At 64.7% G+C, this 19,147-nt stretch carries 17 protein-coding genes; 11 read left to right on the plus strand and 6 right to left on the minus strand.

The features are described 5' to 3' along the window. Positions 1–3 precede the first annotated feature (3 nt). Together ACNJX9_RS15110 and ACNJX9_RS15115 are read left to right on the plus strand one after the other, a co-directional pair. Positions 4–453, plus strand: coding sequence for a cytochrome c (locus ACNJX9_RS15110; protein WP_439409422.1), 450 nt, complete (start codon positions 4–6; stop codon positions 451–453). Positions 454–725: 272 nt separating this feature from the next. After that, on the plus strand, positions 726–2,009 hold the full coding sequence (locus tag ACNJX9_RS15115) for a cystathionine gamma-synthase family protein (RefSeq protein ID WP_439409423.1): 1,284 nt from the start codon (positions 726–728) through the stop codon (positions 2,007–2,009). Between the two features lie 82 nt (positions 2,010–2,091). Here ACNJX9_RS15115 and ACNJX9_RS15120 read toward each other — a convergent pair whose 3' ends face one another. Beyond that, positions 2,092–2,511 carry a CHRD domain-containing protein gene (locus ACNJX9_RS15120; RefSeq protein ID WP_057749031.1) on the minus strand — a complete coding sequence of 140 codons (420 nt, stop codon included), beginning with the start codon at positions 2,509–2,511 and terminating at the stop codon, positions 2,092–2,094. A 153-nt stretch (positions 2,512–2,664) separates the two neighbouring features. On the opposite strand from ACNJX9_RS15120, the gene ACNJX9_RS15125 reads away from it, so the two are divergent. Next, positions 2,665–3,591 carry a c-type cytochrome gene (locus ACNJX9_RS15125; protein WP_271599881.1) on the plus strand — a complete coding sequence of 309 codons (927 nt, stop codon included), beginning with the start codon at positions 2,665–2,667 and terminating at the stop codon, positions 3,589–3,591. A 138-nt stretch (positions 3,592–3,729) separates the two neighbouring features. Here ACNJX9_RS15125 and ACNJX9_RS15130 read toward each other — a convergent pair whose 3' ends face one another. Both ACNJX9_RS15130 and ACNJX9_RS15135 read right to left on the minus strand, forming a co-directional pair. Further along, complete coding sequence (locus ACNJX9_RS15130) at positions 3,730–3,975, minus strand: Lrp/AsnC ligand binding domain-containing protein (protein ID WP_018642903.1); 246 nt, start codon at positions 3,973–3,975, stop codon at positions 3,730–3,732. 97 nt (positions 3,976–4,072) lie between these two features. Then, positions 4,073–6,052, minus strand: a complete 1,980-nt coding sequence (locus tag ACNJX9_RS15135; protein WP_439409424.1) for a PAS domain S-box protein — start codon at positions 6,050–6,052, stop codon at positions 4,073–4,075. A 258-nt stretch (positions 6,053–6,310) separates the two neighbouring features. Here ACNJX9_RS15135 and thiD point away from each other — a divergent pair, with 258 nt between their 5' ends. From thiD to ACNJX9_RS15155, 4 genes are all read left to right on the plus strand, one after another. Next, positions 6,311–7,111, plus strand: a complete 801-nt coding sequence (thiD, locus tag ACNJX9_RS15140; RefSeq protein WP_439410064.1) for a bifunctional hydroxymethylpyrimidine kinase/phosphomethylpyrimidine kinase — start codon at positions 6,311–6,313, stop codon at positions 7,109–7,111. Positions 7,112–7,327: 216 nt separating this feature from the next. Next, positions 7,328–8,140, plus strand: coding sequence for a UDP-2,3-diacylglucosamine diphosphatase (locus ACNJX9_RS15145; RefSeq protein ID WP_439409425.1), 813 nt, complete (start codon positions 7,328–7,330; stop codon positions 8,138–8,140). Next, entirely contained in the window at positions 8,140–9,183 is a 1,044-nt protein-coding gene (locus ACNJX9_RS15150) for a glycosyltransferase family 4 protein (RefSeq protein ID WP_439409426.1), read from the plus strand. The genes ACNJX9_RS15145 and ACNJX9_RS15150 overlap by 1 nt, the downstream gene beginning before the upstream one ends. A gap of 124 nt (positions 9,184–9,307) precedes the next feature. Further along, positions 9,308–10,291: a threonine/serine dehydratase gene (locus tag ACNJX9_RS15155; RefSeq protein WP_057749039.1), complete on the plus strand. Its 984-nt coding sequence runs from the start codon at positions 9,308–9,310 to the stop codon at positions 10,289–10,291. Between the two features lie 148 nt (positions 10,292–10,439). Here ACNJX9_RS15155 and ACNJX9_RS15160 read toward each other — a convergent pair whose 3' ends face one another. Both ACNJX9_RS15160 and ACNJX9_RS15165 read right to left on the minus strand, forming a co-directional pair. Next, positions 10,440–12,182 carry a caspase family protein gene (locus tag ACNJX9_RS15160; protein WP_439409427.1) on the minus strand — a complete coding sequence of 581 codons (1,743 nt, stop codon included), beginning with the start codon at positions 12,180–12,182 and terminating at the stop codon, positions 10,440–10,442. A 269-nt stretch (positions 12,183–12,451) separates the two neighbouring features. Next, positions 12,452–13,819, minus strand: coding sequence for a hypothetical protein (locus ACNJX9_RS15165; RefSeq protein WP_439409428.1), 1,368 nt, complete (start codon positions 13,817–13,819; stop codon positions 12,452–12,454). Positions 13,820–13,894: 75 nt separating this feature from the next. On the opposite strand from ACNJX9_RS15165, the gene ACNJX9_RS15170 reads away from it, so the two are divergent. Then, positions 13,895–15,091 carry an MFS transporter gene (locus ACNJX9_RS15170; protein ID WP_439409429.1) on the plus strand — a complete coding sequence of 399 codons (1,197 nt, stop codon included), beginning with the start codon at positions 13,895–13,897 and terminating at the stop codon, positions 15,089–15,091. Here the strand turns inward: ACNJX9_RS15170 and dgcA are convergent. Continuing rightward, positions 15,061–16,056 carry an N-acetyl-D-Glu racemase DgcA gene (gene dgcA, locus ACNJX9_RS15175; RefSeq protein WP_439409430.1) on the minus strand — a complete coding sequence of 332 codons (996 nt, stop codon included), beginning with the start codon at positions 16,054–16,056 and terminating at the stop codon, positions 15,061–15,063. The genes ACNJX9_RS15170 and dgcA overlap by 31 nt on opposite strands. A gap of 137 nt (positions 16,057–16,193) precedes the next feature. Here dgcA and ACNJX9_RS15180 point away from each other — a divergent pair, with 137 nt between their 5' ends. Genes ACNJX9_RS15180 through ACNJX9_RS15190 form a run of 3 tightly spaced genes read left to right on the plus strand, consistent with a single transcriptional unit; the run spans position 16,194 to position 19,010 of the window. Beyond that, complete coding sequence (locus ACNJX9_RS15180; protein ID WP_439409431.1) at positions 16,194–17,327, plus strand: MlaE family ABC transporter permease; 1,134 nt, start codon at positions 16,194–16,196, stop codon at positions 17,325–17,327. Positions 17,328–17,329: 2 nt separating this feature from the next. After that, positions 17,330–18,112: an ABC transporter ATP-binding protein gene (locus ACNJX9_RS15185; protein WP_439409432.1), complete on the plus strand. Its 783-nt coding sequence runs from the start codon at positions 17,330–17,332 to the stop codon at positions 18,110–18,112. 16 nt (positions 18,113–18,128) lie between these two features. Continuing rightward, on the plus strand, positions 18,129–19,010 hold the full coding sequence (locus tag ACNJX9_RS15190) for an MlaD family protein (protein ID WP_057749055.1): 882 nt from the start codon (positions 18,129–18,131) through the stop codon (positions 19,008–19,010). The last annotated feature ends 137 nt before the right edge of the window (positions 19,011–19,147 follow it).

Genomic DNA, 19,147 nt, shown 5'->3' on the forward strand with positions numbered 1-19,147 from the left:
CTCATGAAACGAATGTTTGTTGTCGCGGGCACCCTGTTTCTGGGTGCAGGCGCCGTGATGGCGCAGCAGGAGGTCGCCGTCCAGCAGGACAATCTGATGCGCTCGCAGGCCAAGAGCATGTACGGCGTGATCCTCAAGATGACGAAGGGCGACATTCCCTACAACCAGAAGCAAGTCGACGAGGCAATCGCCAGCCTGGAGACGGACGTCGCCAAGATTGCCAAGACCTTCGAGGTCAACCCCAAGCAGGACGTGGTCAACGCCACCTATGGTTCGTCGCCAAAGGTGTGGCAGCAGAAGGCTGATTTCGAATCAAAAATCCCGCCGGTGCAGAAGGCGATCGCCGACGTCAAGGGCAAGATCCACAATGTCGCCAGCCTCAAGGCGGCCTACACCACCATCAACGACCGCTGCAATGATTGCCACGAGACGTATCGGCTGAAGCTGAAGTAAGGCGAGCAGCTCGCTGACTTCGTAGCCCGGATGGAGCGAAAGCGAAATCCGGGGCAGCCGTCGATGCGGATAGCCCTGTCCCGGATTGCGCTGCGCTCCATCCGGGCTACTGGGCTCGCGCCTTTTTCGATCACATCGCCAAATTCTGTCCGCTTGCCCTGACGCATGGCCGTCAGAAGGACTATGTTTGCTCGCGCCGCCGCGGCGTTGATGCCTGACGCTATCGAGAGTTGCGCCGCGGGCGGCGATCGCAGGCAACAGCGAGACAGGCCATGGCAAAACCGTTCCCGTCGAAAACCCATATCGGCAACCATATGCTGCATCCGGAAACGCTGATGCTGACCTATGGCTATGATCCGCAGCTGTCGGAAGGCGCCATCAAGCCGCCGGTGTTCCTGACCTCGACCTTTGTGTTCAAAACGGCCGAGGACGGGCAGGACTTCTTCGACTACGTCGCCGGCCGGCGCGAGCCGCCGGAGGGGATGGGCGCCGGGCTCGTCTATTCGCGCTTCAACCATCCCAACAGCGAGATTGTCGAGGACAGGCTCGCGGTCTATGAGCGGACCGAGAGCTGCGCGCTGTTCTCCTCGGGCATGGCGGCGATCTCGACGACGATTTTGGCGTTCGTCCGCCCGGGCGATGTCATTCTCCACTCGCAGCCGCTCTATGGCGGCACCGAAACCCTGCTGACGAACACACTGTCGCGCTTCTCGATCGGCGCGGTCGGCTTTGCCGACGGCGTCGATGAGGCGGTGGTCAACCAGGCCGCGGAGGAGGCCATGCGTCGAGGGCGGGTTTCGATGATCCTGGTCGAGACGCCGGCCAACCCGACCAATGGGCTCGTCGACATCGCGCTGATGCGCCGCGTCGCCGACAGCATCGGCAAGGCCCAGGGCACCACGCCGATCATCGCCTGCGACAACACGCTGCTCGGCCCGGTGTTTCAGCGGCCGATCGAGCATGGCGCCGACATCTCGCTGTACTCGCTCACCAAATATGTCGGCGGCCATTCCGATCTGATCGCGGGCGCAGCCCTCGGCACCAAGGCGGTGATGAAGGGCATCAAGGCGCTGCGCGGTGCCATCGGCACCCAGCTCGATCCGCATTCCTGCTGGATGATCAACCGCTCGCTCGAGACCCTCAGCCTGCGCATGGAGAAGGCCAACAGCAATGCGCGTCTCGTCGCGGATTTCCTGCGCGATCACGCCAAGGTGGCGAAGGTTCATTATCTCGGCCATTACGAGGAGACCTCGCCCTCGGGGCGCGTGTTCGCGCGGCAATGCTCAGGCGCGGGATCGACGTTCTCGTTCGACATCGTCGGCGGCCAGGCGGCGGCGGAGAAGTTTCTCAACGGCTTGCAGATCCTCAAGCTCGCGGTCAGCCTCGGCGGCACGGAATCGCTGGCGAGCCTGCCGGCGACGATGACTCATTCCGGCGTTCCCGCCGATATCCGCCGCAAGATCGGCGTGCTCGATTGCACCATCCGCCTGTCGATCGGCATCGAAAATCCGTCCGATCTGATCGCCGATCTCGAGCATGCGCTGAGTGCGGCTTGAGTGCACGGGCATCACCTGTCGTTTCGGAATCAAAAGGCCGGACGCTCGCGCCCGGCCTTCAACGATGAGGTCTTGATGATTTCTACTTCGTCACCTGGCCGCGGATTTCGCCGCCCGGGTTGGCCGCGGTGTGAATGTTGACGTAGAGCTTGCCGGACAGGAGATCGGAGGCCTGCGCGTCGGTCAGCGTCGCCGAACCTTCGGCCGGGCTGTTGGCGATGCCCGGGATCGGGATCGCGACGCCGGCGTTCTTGCCGACCTCGGCAGGGCCGTGGAAATGAGCGGCAGTGGCGGGGCCGGAGAGGCCGGAATAGGTCACCTTCCAGGACAGCTTTTTCGTTGGGGCGTCATAGTCGATATCGGCGGTGCCGGTGCCACTGGTGGTGGTGGCGGGCACTTCGGACTTCCCGTCCAGTGTCGCCTTCAGCTTCTCCGCGCTGGCCGGGCCTGCGAATGCGACGGCAGCTCCGAGTGCCAGCGTGGCAAAAAGCGCTTTGTTCATGGGTCTCTCCCTGTTGACGCCCGATTGCTGTCACCTTGCAAACAGTGCGACTGCGATTTTATTCCCGGATTACAGTCACACCATCTAAATTATTCGTGGCTGGAGCTGCGGCGGGATGACCCGTAAATACGCTTGAGCTCAACGGGATTCTTCATGCTGCGACGAACAATTTACGTTACTTTGATCGCTGCTGTCGCAGCCTTTGCCGTCTATTGGTGGCTGACCGCGCCGAGCGCCTTGGCGTTGCCGGCGCCGACGCGCAAGCCTGATCTCGCCAATGGGCAGGAGTTGTTCAATGCGGGCGGCTGCTCCTCCTGCCATGCCGTGCCCAACCAGCCGGATCGCTTGAAGCTCGGCGGTGGGCTCGCGCTGGGCTCGCCGTTCGGGACGTTCTATGCGCCGAACATTTCGCCTGACCCCACCGACGGCATCGGCCGCTGGAGCGAGGCTGATTTCGTCAATGCGGTGATGCGCGGCATTTCGCCCGAGGGCAGGCACTACTTCCCGGCATTTCCCTACACGTCCTATCATCTTGCTGAGGTCGACGATGTCCGCGATCTCTTTGCCTATCTGAAGACGCTGCCGCCGGTCTCGGGTCGCGTGCGCGACCACGAACTGCCGTTTCCCTTCAATATCCGCCGCAATGTCGGCATCTGGAAATTGCTGTTCATGGATGTCAGGCCGTTCTTGCCTGACGCAACGCGCTCCGCGCAGTGGAATCGCGGCGCCTACCTCGTGAATGGTTTTGGCCATTGCGCCGAATGCCACAGTCCGCGCAATGTTCTCGGCGGCGTCATCAGCTCGCAGCGCTTTGCCGGCGGTCCCAATCCCGAAGGCGAGGGCTGGGTGCCGAACATCACGCAGAAGGGCTTAGGTAGCTGGAGCGAGAAGGATATCGCCGACTTCCTCGAGACCGGCGACATGCCCGAGGGTGACAGCGCATCGGGCGCGATGCGGCCGGTGATCAAGAACCTCGCGCAGTTGCAGCCGGAGGATCGCGCCGCGATGGCGGCGTACCTGAAGTCGCTGCCCCCGGTCGATGGCCCGACGCCGCCCAAGCGCAAGGAGGGCGGCGGCTGAGCGCGTGCGGCTAAAGCGCGATGAGATCGGGTTGAATCGTCATCGCGCTTTAGCTCTTTGTTTGAGCATGATCTCCGCGCAAACGCGTTCCGCTGATGTCGCGAGGGAAAACCGCTTCACACTTTTCCGGATCATGCTCTAGCCGGTGCCGAACGCCTTGAAGGTGATGATGGTGAGCGTGTCCTGGATGCCGGGCAGCACCTGAACCTTCTCGTTCACGAAGTGGCCGATGTCGGTGTCCTTGTCGACATAGAACTTCACCAGCAAATCGTATTGGCCGGCGGTAGAGTAGATCTCGGAGGCGATCTCGGCTTCGGCGAGCGCATTGGCCACCGTGTAGGACTGACCAAGCTTGCATTTGATCTGGACAAAGAAAGGAACCATTGCAGTCAACTCCGAAGACATGTCTTGGCGGCTAATAGGCCAAAACCGGCGCGATTTAGCAAGCGGGCCGGCCGACCGCCAGAGAGCCGTCCGGGGTTTACGACGCCACCACCGCTGCTGCGAAGGCATCCCTGAGCCGCTGGGCCAGTTCGGCCTTGCGATAGGGCTTGGTCAGGACCACGGCCTCAGCCTGCGCGCGGCCCTGCTCGACCAGGGTCTCCAGCGCATAGCCCGAGGTGAACAGCACCGGCAGGCCGGGCCTGATACGCCGGGCCTGCTCGGCGAGCTCCCAGCCGCTCATGCCGCCGGGCATGACGATGTCAGTGAATAGCATGTCGATGCCCGGATCCGCGCGCAGCCGGTGCAAGGCCTCCTTGCCATTGACGGCGGCGACGACGCGATAGCCCAGCGCCTCCACCCGCTGGATCACCGAGGAGCGTACGAACGGATCGTCCTCCGCGATCAGGATGGTCTCACGGCCGCGCGGCGCAGCCTCGTCAGTCTCGGGCATGTCGGCCAGCCCTTGTCCGCCGCCGGGGCGGGGCAGGTAGATCCGGACCGTCGTCCCCAGGCCCTGTTCGCTATAGATTGAGACATGGCCGTCGGATTGCTTGGCAAAGCCATAGACCATGCTCAGCCCGAGGCCGGAACCCTTGCCGACCTCCTTGGTGGTGAAGAACGGCTCGAACGCGCGCTCGATGACCTCAGGCGGCATGCCTTCGCCGTCGTCGGTGACCGAGATCAGCGCATAGCTTCCGGATGCGACCTCCGGGTGAAGGGCGCGATAGTCGTCGTCGATCGCGGCGATCTCCGTGCTCAGCGTCAGATGTCCGCCTGACGGCATCGCGTCCTGCGCGTTGAGCGCAAGGTTCAGCACGGCGGATTCGAGCTGGGCGCGGTCCGCAAAGGCCTGGATGGTGCCGGGACCGACCGTCGTCCTGATCTCGATGTTCTCGCGCAAGGTGCGCTTGAGCAGTTTCAGCATGGACAGGATCAGCTCGCCGCAATCGATCGCACGCGGCTGGAGCAATTGGCGGCGACTGAACGCCAGCAGCCGCTGCGTCAGTTCCGCACCGCGTTCGCCTGATTCGCAGATGTCGTCGGCAAATTGCCGCAGATCGGGCCGCGCCTTGAGCTGCTCGCTGAGATGCTCGGCGTTGCCGATGATGACGGTGAGGAGATTGTTGAAGTCGTGGGCGATGCCGCCCGAGAGCTGGCCGACCGTCTCCATCTTCTGTGCCTGCTGGAGCTGCTGCTCGGTGAGCTTGCGCGTGGTCAGATCGTGGATGATGCCGACGTGGATCAGCTCGCCATCCTGCCATGCCTGGCCCACCGAGAGGTTCATCGGAAACGTTGAGCCATCCTTGCGCAGGCCGACGGCTTCGCCGGTTGCGAAACGCCGCGCATGAGCTGCGGAGGAGGGCCTTTCCTCATTGGACATCAGCATGCCGATGTCGCAATTCATGATCTCGTCGGCGCGATAGCCGAACAGCCGCTCGCAGGCAGGGTTGAACAGGAGAATGCGGGCTTGCGCGTCGAACAGGATGACGCCGTCGACCGCAGTCTCCACGACAGCGGTGAGTCGCGTCATGCTTTCGCGCATCGCGCGCTGGGCCTCCCCCACCTGTTTGAGCAGCAGCGCCGCGTCCCGGCTCTTGATCTCTTCCTCCTCGAGCGCTGCCTGGACCTTTTGCAGCTCGAACGGGGAGGGGATCGTCAGGATCTTCGGCAGCAGCGGCCATAGTGCACCGGCGGTGAAGATAGAGGCCGCGGCCGTGACCGCCTTGACCATGCCCTCAATGCCGTAGATCGGAACCCAGAGCGTGTAGATCGACAGCACATGCGTCAGGCCGCAGGCCATGATGAAGATCGCGAACGCCCAGTAGACCCAGCCGAACTGGAGGTCGCGCCGCTTGGTGACGAGAATGGTGAGGGCGAACGGGATCGAGAAATAGGCGGCGGCGATGACGGCGTCGGAGGCGACGTGGAGCCAGATCAGCTCGGGCTCCCACAACAGGCAGATGCCGTGCGGTGAAAGCGTCGACGAATCGAGCAGACGTTGAAAAAAGGCCCACATGATTTCTTCCCGAGAGGATTGCGGCCGAAGCCGGACCGCAATTTGGCGTCGCTGAACGAATCCACTCACTAACGTGTCATTTGCACACTCGGGCGCCAAGGCCGGTCGATGCCATGGTCATATTTTCTCAGGATATGCACGCTTACGGGACGACAATCCCGCGCAGCGCCGGCTCCGCCTGATTCGCCGGCTTGCTGGGGCTGCGCCGGCGCGCTAGGACAGGCGATGGCCAATGTCCTTTTCGAGCAGGAATATGCGATGACGACGCCCGTGGCGCTCACCATTGCCGGCTCGGATTCGAGCGGCGGGGCCGGGATTCAGGCCGACCTGAAGACCTTTGCTGCGCTCGGCGTCTACGGCGCATCCGCAATCACGGCGCTCACGGCACAGAACACCAAGGGCGTCACCGGCATTCACGCGGTGCCGGCAGCGTTCGTCACAGCGCAGATCGATGCCGTGTTTTCCGATCTCGATGTCGCCGCGGTGAAGATCGGCATGGTGGCGCAGGCCGCGAGCATCGATGCGATCGCTGCTGCGCTGGCGCGCTGGAAGCCTCGCCATGTCGTGCTCGATCCCGTGATGGTCGCAACATCAGGCGACCGCCTGCTCGCCGCAGAGGCCGTCACGGCGTTGCGCGCAAAACTGATGCCGCTCGCATCCGTGATCACGCCCAATTTGCCGGAGGCGGCCGCGCTGCTCGAAGAACCGATCGCGCGAAGCGAGGCCGAGATCGAAAGCCAGGGACGCCGCCTGCTGTCGCTTGGCTGCCGCGCGGTTCTGATCAAGGGCGGGCACGGCGAGGGCGCGGAGAGCACCGATTATCTCGTCGCTGCGGACACCACGCTGGCGCTCGCCGCACCGCGCGTCGCCACCCGCAACACCCACGGCACCGGCTGTTCGCTGTCGTCAGCGGTGGCGGCGGGCCTCGCCAAGGGCGAGGATCTCGCGACGGCGGTACGCAACGCCAAAGGCTGGATCAGCGCGGCGATCGGGTCTGCCGACCGTTTCAGCGTCGGTCATGGCCACGGGCCGATCCATCATTTCCACAAGTTTTACTGACGCCGGGGTCCTGCTGGCGCCGTCTGTCCCGATATTAACCAATGAGGCCGGGGGGTCTGCGGTCTTGCGGGCCATCATTGCCCGACCATGTCGCCTGATTGTCGCATGCGACTGATATTCGCGCGGAGGGCGAGGCAAGGTTCGATTCGTATTTGAGGGGCCTCAAGGGTTCAATCGGTCATCCCCCTGTCACGGGACACGGTTACAGGCTGGCGCATGGGAAGTTACGATGTGAGTGACGAGAGCCCGGAGCGGCGCTTTCGCACGTTGTTCATCTCCGACGTTCATCTCGGAGCCCGCGGCTCTCAGGCCGATCTTTTGCTGGACTTCCTGCGCTACCATGACGCCGATACGATCTATCTCGTCGGCGACATCGTCGACGGCTGGGCGCTGAAATCGAGTTGGCACTGGCCGCAATCGCACAACGACCTGGTGCAGAAGCTGCTGCGCAAGGCGCGCAAGGGCGCCAAGATCATTTACGTGCCCGGCAATCACGACGAGTTCCTGCGCAACTATTATGGCACGCATTTCGGCGGTATCGACGTCGTCGAGAACACGGTGCACGCCGGCGTGGACGGCAAGCGCTATCTCGTCATCCACGGCGACATCTTCGACCTCGTGGTGCAGAACGCGCGTTGGCTCGCCCATCTCGGCGACAAGGCCTACGATTTCGCGATCCAGATGAATCGCTTCGTCAACTTCTTCCGCCGCCTGTTCGGCGTGCCCTATTGGTCGCTGTCGCAATGGGCCAAGCAGAAGGTCAAGAACGCGGTCAATTATATCGGCGCGTTCGAGCAGGCGCTCTCGGCCGAAGCGCGGCGCCATGACGCCGACGGCGTGATCTGCGGCCACATCCACTATGCCGTGATCCGCGACGAGAACGGCATCCGCTACATGAATTGCGGCGACTGGGTCGAAAGCTGCACCGCGCTGGTCGAGCACGACGACGGCCATTTCGAGATCATCACCTGGGCGGATCATCTGCAGAAACCCGCACAAGTGCAGCAAGTGGCAGCAAGGGCAGCTTGATGCGCATCCTGGTCGCGACCGATGCCTGGCACCCGCAAGTCAACGGTGTGGTTCGGACGCTGACCAAGCTCGCTGATGCCGCCAAATCGCTCGACCTCGAGTTCACGTTCCTGACGCCGCAATCGTTCCGCACCTTCGCGATGCCGAGCTATCGCGACGTTCGGCTGGCAATGCCGCGCCCGGCCCGCATTGCAAAGCTGATCGAGGACGCGCGGCCCGACAGCATCCATATCGCGACGGAGGGGCCGATCGGCCTGATGGTCCGCCGCTATTGCCGCCAGCGCAAGCTGCCGTTCACGACCAGCTTCCATACCCGCTTTCCTGAATATGTCCGCGCCCGCGTGCCGGTGCCGGGTTCGCTGATCTGGCGGGCGCTGCGCCGATTCCATAGCCCGAGCCGGGCCGTGATGGCGGCGACGCCGGCGCTGGCGCGGGAGCTCGACGAGCGCGGTTTCGACAATGTCGTGCTGTGGCCGCGCGGCGTTGACACCCATCTGTTCCATCCTCGCGCTGTCGATCTCTGCCTGCCGGCGCCGATATTCCTCTCGGTCGGCCGCGTCGCGGTTGAGAAGAATCTCGAAGCGTTCCTCGATCTCGATCTGCCCGGCACCAAGGTGATCGTCGGTGACGGCCCGGCGCGCAACGCGTTGGAGCAAGCCTATCCCGAGGCGATTTTCCTCGGGGAAAAGCACGGCGAGGAACTGGCCGGCATCTATGCGGCGGCCGACGTCTTCGTGTTTCCGAGCAAGACCGATACGTTCGGCCTGGTCCTGCTCGAGGCGCTGGCGAGCGGCCTGCCGGTGGCGGCCTTCCCGGTCAAGGGTCCGCGCGACGTCATCGGCGATGCGCCGGTCGGCGCGCTGGACCATGATCTGCGCAACGCCTGTTTTGCCGCACTCGAGATCTCCAGGCAGGCCTGCGTCGAATTTGCCGCCGCCTACACCTGGGAGGCCTCGGCGCGGGCCTTCATCGACAGCATCCGCGCCGTCGGCGCCGTGCTGCCGGGCCTGGACAGGGCGGAACAGCCGCGCTTCGTGGCCTAGATTCTTGTTTTGACGCGTTTTCTTCACGCGAAGCGGTACCCACTTCGCTCGAAAACGCTTTGGGGAAAAATCCTCGCGCGGAGGTGTCTTGCCCGTGCCGCGCCGGGCGCGATAACATCCCGCCATGTCCGAACAGCCCCTTCCGATCGGCCCCGCCGATATCGACGCCGCAGCGCGCGTGCTCGCGCCCTTCGCCGTCCGCACCCCGCTGTTGTCTTTTCCGGTGCTCAACGAGCGCGTCGGTGCAAAAGTGTTCCTGAAGCCGGAGATGCTCCAGCGCACCGGCTCCTTCAAGTTCCGCGGCGCCTTCAACAAGGTGTACTCGATCCCGCAGGACAAGCGCGCCGGCGGCGTCGTCGCATTCTCCTCCGGCAACCACGCCCAGGGCGTGGCGGCGGCGGCAAAAATCCTCGACATGCACGCGACCATCGTGATGCCGGCGGACGCGCCGCTGTCGAAGCGCGAGCGCACCAAATCCTATGGCGCCGAGGTCGTGCTGTACGACCGCTACAACGACGACCGCGAGGCGATCTCGCGCGGCATCGCCGAGAAGCGCGGCGCGACGCTGGTGCGGCCCTATGACGATCCCTTCGTGATTGCCGGCCAGGGCACCGCCGGCCGCGAGATCGCGGAGGACATGGCAGCGCTCGGCCTCTCACCCGATATCGTGGTGGCGCCGGCTTCCGGCGGCGGCCTGATCGCGGGCGTCGCCACCGCCGTGAAGGCGCGCTATCCGCAGGCCCAGATCGTGGTGGCCGAGCCGGAAGCGTTCGACGATCACGGCATCTCGCTGACCGCAGGCCATCGCGAGCCGCACCCGCCCGCCGGCCGCACCATCTGCGATGCGCTGATGGCGCTGATCCCCGGTGAGATGACCTTTGCGATCAACAGCAAGCTGCTGGCGCGCGGCGTGACCGCGTCGGACAAGGAAGTCGGCGCGGCGGTTGCCTTCGCCTATCACGAGCTGAAGCTCGTGGTCGAGCCGGGCGGCGCGGTCGGCCTTGCCGCGCTGCTGGCGGGACGTCTCGATGTCGCCGGCAAGAGCGTCGTCATCGTGCTCTCGGGCGGCAATGTCGATGCGGATCTGTTCGCCGAGCTGGTGGCTTGATTCCGATTGAACGGTGCGAGCGAGGGAACTCAGATCACCTCTCCCGAGGGGAGAGGTGAAGCTAGCCTCACATACTTTTCGCACTTGTTGACAGGAAGAAGGGGCAGAGCGTTGCCGCTCTGCCCCTTTGTCGTTTCCCTGATCGCGATCAATGCATGAAGCCGCGGTGGTTGTTGCCGCCGTTCATCGCGGGCGACTGGTTCATCGACTGGCGGAAGTTGTTGTTGCCGCCGCCGTTGCCGATCGCATTGAACTGCGGGCGGTTGTTCACCTGGCCGTTCTGCACCTGCACCTTGTTCACCGGGTTGTTGTTGAGCTTCACGATGCCGGTGTTGCCGTTGTTGACGCGGATCGGCTGATTCTGAGGCTGAACATTCGTCGGCTTCACGTCGGTGCTCTTGACGTCAACTGTCGAACCACCCTTGCCGATATTCACCGGCATGCTCACGATCTTGCCCGCCGGGCCGGCATTGTTGTTGCCGGTGTTCGGCGTGGTGTTGGTCACCGGCAGGGTCACGATCTTGCCGATGGGAGTATTGTTCGTCGTGGTCTTGGTCGGCGCCGGCAGGGTGACGATCTTGCTGATCACTCTGCCATCGACCGGCTTCTGCACGATCGGCAGGTTGCCGTTCGTCGGCGAGCCGCCATTGCCCTGCTGCTGGATCAGCGGCATGTATTTGGGCTGACCGAGATTGCCGATCTTCAAGGTCGGGGCAATGTTCTGCGGAGCCAGGAACTTCGTCGCCTGCAGCAGCGGGATAATTTTGGGCTGCGCCTCGAGCTTCAGCGCGGCTTGTGCATAGGGGCTGTTGCTGTAGTGGCTGTAGAAGGTCTGGTAGCCGATCGGCGAGTTCGCGAGCACCGCTTCGTGCCAGGCCTGCGAGATCAGCAGGTTCGCCAGCAGCCAGCGGATGTGATCGCATAGCGGGTCGTGCGGATACATCGCGACGAACTCCTGATAATATTCCGGCTTGCCCTCGGACAGCACGTAATCATAGGCCTGGCGTGCCGAGCGGCTCGGCAGGTTGGAGGCCATCTGCACCACCGGCGCATGCACCGGCGCACGGCTCGCGGCCACGGCCGTGTCGCCGAAGAAGGTGAAGTCGGAGGTCAGCGAGGAGCTCTCCCAGGGGACCTGCGCACCGCTGGTCGTCTGGTTCACCGCGAGCCGCACGCGCTTGAACAGCTGCTCGATCGGCACGTTGGGCTCGCGCGCGACGTTCAGGAAGGCCTGCGTATAGGGGCTGTGGCCGCCCGTGCCGTCGAGGGCTTCGGCGCCCGGCGCGGTCGAATAGCCGACAATCGAGCCGTTCGGCGCATCGACGATGGCAAGGCCCCGGCCGGCGTCGTTCACGTTGGGGAACGGGTTGTCGCGGCAGGCGTCGAGAACGACGATGCGCATCCGGCTCGGGATCGTCTCCAGCGTCGACATCACGTCGACGAGGCGAACGGAGTCGTTGACGAGATCGGTCTGGTTCGAGACTTTCGCATCGACGGGGACGAGATAGTTCTCGCCGGCAAGCTGCACGCCGTGACCGGCGTAATAGACCATTGCCACCGTGTTCGGTCCGCGCGCGGACACTTTCGCGGAGAAATCCTGCACCACGCGCAGCATGTCGTTCTGGCCGAGATCGGTGGCGGAGATCACCTCGAAGCCGGCGGAGTTGAGGAATTGCGCCATCGACTGGGCGTCATTGTCGGGGTTCGCAAGCTGCGGCGCGTTCTGGTAGTTCGAATTGCCGATCACCAGCGCCACCCGCTGCTCCGGGCCTTGCAGCGTGGTCGGGGCGGGCGTGACGGGGGCAACTTGCGCAGAAACAGGCCCGCAGGCGAAGCCGAACAGGCTTCCCAGCAGGCCAACAGTCATCACGGCGGATTTCAGGCGGAACATGGCGTGCTCCTTTGGCACTCATCTCGATGCGAGATTGGTTGCGAGGAGACTAGGTCGCGTTCGAAGGCGTGGTCCGTGATCGCGATCACCCTGGACGGGGCGTGATCTAGATCACGCTGGTCTCAGCTACTCGCCAAGTGCTTGGAAATTGTAGGGTGGGCAAAGGCGCGAAGCGCCGTGCCCACCATCTCTTTCGATCACGGACAATGCGTGGGCACGCTTCGCTTTGCCCACCCTACGGCAGTGGTGCAGGGGTGCGTCAAACGCCGCTACGAGAAGAACGCGATCTTCTCGGCCTGGGTCATGCGGCGGATCGGGGCGAGCGCGTCGTTGGCGGCGGGGCGGGGCTTCTGCACGATGCCGCTGGCGAGGATGGTGGCGCCGAGCGAGGGCTCGGGCAGGGGCGACGGCAACGGCAGCGTTGCGCTGGGGGCTCCGCCAGAGAATGCTGCGGCCGCCATGGCGGGGGCCGGCTGCTCCATCACTTCGGCGGCGGCTTCCGCGATGGCATCGGTCAAGCGCGCGAGCGATTCCATCGCGATCGGCGCCTCGACGACGGGCTCCTCGACCTCGGGCTCCTCAATATGGGGCGCGATCGGCGGCTGCTCGGCGACCGGTTCCGCGATCTCCGCGGGCATCTGCTCCGGCATCGGCTCGGGAACTGCTGCACCCATCTCCATGGGCTCGACGATCGCGTCGAACTCCGGATCGGGCGCGGCCATCTCCAGCGCGATGGCGTCGAGGATGGCGTCGTCCTCGGCCTCAGCGGCCGCGTGAAGGGAGAATTCGTCGGTGATCTCGGCGACGTCTGCGGGACCGGCGAGGTTGTCCTCGACCGCGGCGAAGCTCTCCTCGACGGCGGGAGCGTGGCTTTCAACGATCTCGGGCGCGATCGCGACGTCCGTCATCGCGTCCTCGGCGATGCCACTGATGTCGGCGACTGCCTCGGGCTCGGGAGCGATCTCCTGCGGCATCTCCATAAGAGCCACGGGTGGTTCGCTCGCCCTCGCCGGTCGCGCTTCGTCAACAGGTGCCTCAGCCGCCGTCGGCGCCGGCTGCTCGGGCGCAGGTCGCGCCGTCGCCTGCTGTGCAGCAGCGCCCCCAGCGTCCGTCTGCTCGATCCGGTCCCTGAGCAGATCGAAGGCGGCCTTGAGGTCGCCGCGCGGATCGATCCCCGACACCTGGGCGCAGGCCGCTTCGATCGAGGCGAGCTGCGAATCAATCAGGTCGCAGATTCGCCCGTCGGCGCCGATCTCGCGCCAGCGCCAGGAGATCTCCTTGATGATGCGTACGCCGCGCGTCACAGGCGCAAGGCTCGTTTCGATCGCAGCGGGATCGAACGCCTTGGCGACGGCGCCTTCCGCGTCCTCGACCGCGCGGCGGATCGCGACCAGCGCTTCCGGCAGGCGATCCTCGACGACGGGTTGTCGCTGTGCCGCAAGGGCTTCTTCGATTTTCGCGACCGCATCGAGCACCATGCTTGTGTCGGCGTTGCGGTTGCGCTTGGCGTATTCGCCGAGGAACCAGCGGCCGCGCGCCGTTTCCATGAAGGCTTCGCGGATCGCGTCGTAATCCTGCTCGTTCGGCTCGGCCGCGCGGGCAGACATGGGCGAGAGGGCGAATGCTTCGTTGGCCATGACAATCTCGTCGCGCAAATCAGTGCGCGTTACTGTAACGATCACCACGATATCGACCGAATCGCAATTGGTTTGATGCAGAGCGAATCACAAATCCCCACGCCAGCGGCGGTCAAGCGGCGATTCGCCGTGAGTCTCGCGCTGTTCTACGGCACGTCCTACGGTGTCCTGGGCACCCATCTGCCGTTCTTCACGGTGTGGTTGAAGGCCATCGGCATCGAGCCGGGCTGGATCGGAATCATCAGCGCCGTCCCCGCCGTCACGCGCTTCACGACGCTGCCCCTCGTGACCGGCCTTGCCGAACGGCGCCGCGCATTGCGCGGCGCGATGATCCTGACGGCGTCCGCCACCGCGCTTCTCTTTATGCTGGTCGGCACCCAGCAGCAGCCCTTGCCGGTGCTGGTGCTCTACATCGTGACCTGTTGCTGCTGGACTCCGCTGACGCCGCTCACCGATGCCTACGCCTTGCGCGGCGTCGCCCGCTACAAATTCGACTATGGACCCGTGCGACTCTGGGGATCGGTCGCGTTCATCCTCGGTGCGCTCGCCTGCGGACTGTTGATCGAATTGATTGCAGCGCGCCAGCTGATCTGGATCATTGTCGCCATGGCGACGATCTCGGCCTTGACAGGGCTTTCGCTGCAGCCGCTGGAGGAGGTGCCGCGAACGTCTGGGGTGGCGGAGGGCGGCAGGCCTCTGCTGCGCGACGCGGGCTTCCTCGCCATCATCGTCTCGTCCGCGCTGATCCAGTCCAGCCACGTCGCCTACTACACGTTCGCCTCGATCAACTGGCAGAGCCATGGTCTTGGCGGATTGACCATCGCGGGGCTGTGGGCGCTCGGCGTGTGTGCCGAGATTGTCGTCTTCGCGGTGTCGCCGCGCTTTTCGTTGCATCCCGCGCTGCTGGTGGTGATCGGAGGCTTGAGTGCGGTGATGCGCTGGTCGATCACCGCGCATGAGCCGCCGATCGGCCTGCTTGCGATCGCGCAGCTCGGACATGGCCTGAGCTTCGGCCTGACTCAGGTTGGCGTGATGACTCTCCTGGTGCATCACGTGCCGCCCCGTCAAATGGCGCGGGCACAGGGATACTACGCGGCGACCACCGGGTTGTTGAGCTCGGCGACGTCGATCATCTCAGGCGCGATCTACGCACGCTATGGCGAGGGGCTGTACTACGTCATGGCGGGGATGGCCGCGGCCGGCGCGCTTCTGATCTGGTCGGCGCGGCATCGGCTGAAGGATCAGCCCCACAATGCGGCATCAGGCGGATAGACCAGGCTGCCGTCGTAACGAAGCCCATGATCGCGGTCGCGGGCGAGCAGCAGGGGACCATCGAGATCGACGAAGCGCGCTTGCGGCGTCACCAGCATGGCAGGCGCCATCGAGAGCGAGGTCGCGACCATGCAGCCGATCATGATCTCGAAGCCGAGTGCCTGCGCCGCATCGGCCATGGCGAGCGCTTCGGTGAGGCCGCCGGTCTTGTCGAGCTTGATGTTCACCGCGTCGTAGCGCGCGCGGAGCGGTGCCAACGAGCTGCGGTCATGCACGCTCTCGTCGGCGCAGACCGCGAGCGGCCGCTTGATCCGCGCCAGCGCCTCGTCCTTGCCCGCCGGCAGCGGCTGCTCCACCATGGTGACGCCGACGGCAGCGCAGGCCGCGAGGTTGGCCTCCAGATTGGCCTCGGTCCAGGATTCGTTGGCATCGACGATCAGCTCGGATTCGGAAGCGGCCTTGCGCACCGCCGCGATCCGCTCCGCATCGCCGTCGCCGCCGAGCTTGATCTTCAATAGTGGCCGGTGCGCCGCCTTGGCGGTTGCCGCCGCCATGGCCTCGGGCGTGCCCAGCGAGATCGTATAGGCGGTGGTGCGCATCCCCGGCTCCGGGCGGTCCAGCAGGTTCCAGGCCCGCTGGCCGGCCGCCTTGGCCTCGAAGTCGATCAGGGCGCAATCCAGCGCATTGCGGGCGGCTCCCGGCGGCATGGCGGCCTGGAGGGCCTGCCGCGTCAGCCCGCCCGCCACGGGCGCCCGCATGGCCTCGATGGCCGCAAGGGCTGCCTCCGGGGTCTCGCCATAGCGCGGATAGGGCACGCATTCGCCGCGGCCGACGAGGCCGTTCTGGCTCACTTCGGCCACCACGGTCACCGCTTCCGTCTTGGCGCCCCGGCTGATGGTGAAACTGCCGGCGATCGGAAACCGCTCGATTCGCGCGGCAAAGGCAGGAACTTTGCTGGAAGTCATTTTGAACTCTGGCGAAATCTGAACCTGGCGGTTACCTCTAGCAACTAATATTAACCAAATGGGGATACCTTTTCCGGGTACGGGCGTGTGCGCAACAATCTGATTTCCTCCGCCCTGGTCGTATGGGAGCGGACACCTTGAGCGGCGATCCGAAGCTGGAACGGATTGCCAAAGGCAATGCGCTGGCCCTCTGCGCCACCGGGACCTGGACCGCGAGCTTCGCGCCGGCCCTGGAGCGGATGGTCGCAGATGCCGAGAAGCTCGCCGGCAGCCCGCAAAACATCTTCATCGACGTCTCCGAGGTTGCCAAGCTCGACACCTTCGGGGCCTGGCTGATCGAGCGGCTCCGCCGCAGCCTGACGAAAGGCGCCGTCGAGGCGCAGATCGCGGGGCTCTCCGCCAACTATTCGAGCCTCGTCGACGAGGTGCGCCGGGTCCGTGCGAGCCCCGTGGCCGAGACGTCGAGGATCACCATCACCGGCATGCTGGAGCAGATCGGCCGCGCCGTAGCCGGTGTCGGCGGCACCTTTGCCGGCCTGATCGACATGCTGGGCGCCGTGCTTGCGGCGGGCGTTCATGTGCTGATCCATCCCCGCTCGCTCCGCCTGACCTCGACCGTGCACCACATGGAGCAGGTCTGCTGGCGCGCGGTGCCGATCATCGTGCTGATCACCTTCCTGATCGGCTGCATCATCGCCCAGCAAGGCATCTTCCATTTCCGCCGCTTCGGCGCCGACATCTTCGTCGTCGACATGCTCGGCGTCCTGGTGCTGCGCGAGATCGGCGTGCTCCTGGTCGCGATCATGGTCGCGGGCCGCTCGGGCAGCGCCTACACCGCCGAGCTCGGCTCGATGAAGATGCGCGAGGAGATCGACGCGCTGCGCACCATGGGCTTCGATCCGATCGAGGTGCTGGTGCTGCCACGCATGCTGGCCTTGGTGCTGGCGCTGCCGATCCTCGCCTTCCTGGGCGCCATGGCCGCGCTCTACGGCGGCGGCCTCGTCGCCTGGCTCTATGGCGGCGTCGATCCCGAAGCGTTTCTGCTGCGCCTGCGCGATGCCATCTCGATCGATCATTTCATCGTCGGCATCGTCAAGGCGCCCGTGATGGCCGCGGTGATCGGCATCGTCGCCTGCGTCGAGGGCCTCGCGGTGCAGGGCAGCGCGGAATCGCTCGGACAGCACACCACGGCCTCGGTGGTGAAGGGCATCTTCTTCGTCATCGTGATGGACGGCGTGTTCGCCATCTTCTTCGCCTCGATCGGGATGTGACGATGGCGCAAGACACGCAAAGCGCGATTCAAAACCCCATCATCCGCGTCCGCGACATCACCGTGCAGTTCGGCGCAACGCGCGTGCTCGACGGGCTCAACCTCGACGTCAAGCGCGGCGAGATTCTCGGCTTTGTCGGTCCTTCAGGCGCGGGCAAGTCGGTGCTGACACGGACCATCGTTGGCCTCGTACCGAAGATCGCGGGCTCCATCGAAGTGTTCGGCGTCGACCTCGATTCCTCCAACACCGCGCAGCGCCGCAATGTCGAGCGGCGCTGGGGCGTGCTGTTCCAGCAAGGCGCGCTGTTCTCCTCGCTCACCGTCAGGCAGAACATCCAGTTTCCGATGCGCGAGTATTTGCGTGTCTCGCAGCGGCTGATGGACGAGATCACCATGGCCAAGCTCGCGATGGTCGGCCTCAAGTCTGAGGTGGCCGAGCGTTTCCCCTCGGAACTGTCCGGCGGCATGATCAAGCGCGTCGCGCTCGCCCGCGCATTGTCGCTCGACCCTGATCTCGTTTTCCTCGACGAGCCGACCTCGGGCCTCGATCCGATCGGCGCCGGCGACTTCGACGAGCTGGTCAGGACGCTGCAGCGGACTTTGGGGCTGACCGTTTTCATGGTAACCCACGACCTCGACAGCCTTTACACAGCTTGCGACCGCATCGCCGTTTTAGGGAACGGTAAGATCATTGCGGCAGGGTCGATTGCCGACATGCAGGCCTCGCAGCATCCCTGGCTGAGGCAGTATTTCCATGGCAAGCGCGCCCGCGCAGTGATGAGTTGAGTAGCCGGAGCACCTGATGGAAACGCGGGCGAATTATGTGTTGATCGGATCCTTCACGCTGGCGGTGATCGCGGCTGCGATCGGCTTCGTGCTCTGGTTCCAGTCGCTGCACACCACCAAGCAGCGCAGCCCCTTCCGTGTCGTGTTCGAGGGCCCGGCGGCAGGCCTGCGCAACGGCGGCAGCGTCAATTTCAACGGTATCCGGGTCGGCGAGGTGGTCTCGGTGAAGCTCGACAATCCGCGGCGGGTTGTCGCACTCGCCATGATCGAGAACAACACGCCGCTGCGCAAGGACACCCTGGTCGGCCTCGAATTCCAGGGCCTGACCGGCGTCGCCGCGATCTCGCTCAAGGGCGGCGAGGAGGCCGCGCCGCCGCCGCCGCTCGACGAGGACGGCATTCCGACGCTGACAGCGGATCCGAACAAGCTCCAGGACGTCACCGAGGCGATCCGCGGCACGCTGCAGAACATCAACAAGATCGTCGCCGACAATCAGGAGTCGGTGAAGAACTCGCTGAAGAATCTCGAGACCTTCACCAACTCGCTCGCGCGCAATTCTGAGAAGATCGATGGCGTAATGGCCAAGGTCGACGGCGTGATGCTGAAGGCCGACAACCTCATGCTCGGCCTCAATACGCTTGCCGGCGGCAAGGATGGCGGCGAGCTGTTCCTGACGGTGAAGTCGATCCGCGAACTGGCCGAGGATTTCGACAAGCGCTCCGGTGCGCTGATGACCGACGGTCGCCGCACCCTCGGCGACATCAGCCGTGCCGTGAACAATTTCGATCGCAACCCGACCCGCGTGCTGTTCGGCGCCAGCAACAGCGCACCAGCCGCAGCGCCGCCTCCGGCCGAGCCGCCGAAGCCGGCACCGGCGAACGAGCGCAAGCGGCAATAGGCGTCTCCCTACTCCGTCATTACTTCATCGCCTGCGCAAAATTGCGACGCAATTTTGTCGCGGGCTTCTTGCAGTGGCGACCTATCGGCCGCCGCGCCCATACGAAAGTATGGGGGCTGGCCGCGCCAAGGTAGGGG

The organism is Bradyrhizobium sp. BLXBL-03, assembly GCF_051853015.1.
GTDB classification, from domain to species: domain Bacteria; phylum Pseudomonadota; class Alphaproteobacteria; order Rhizobiales; family Xanthobacteraceae; genus Bradyrhizobium; species Bradyrhizobium manausense.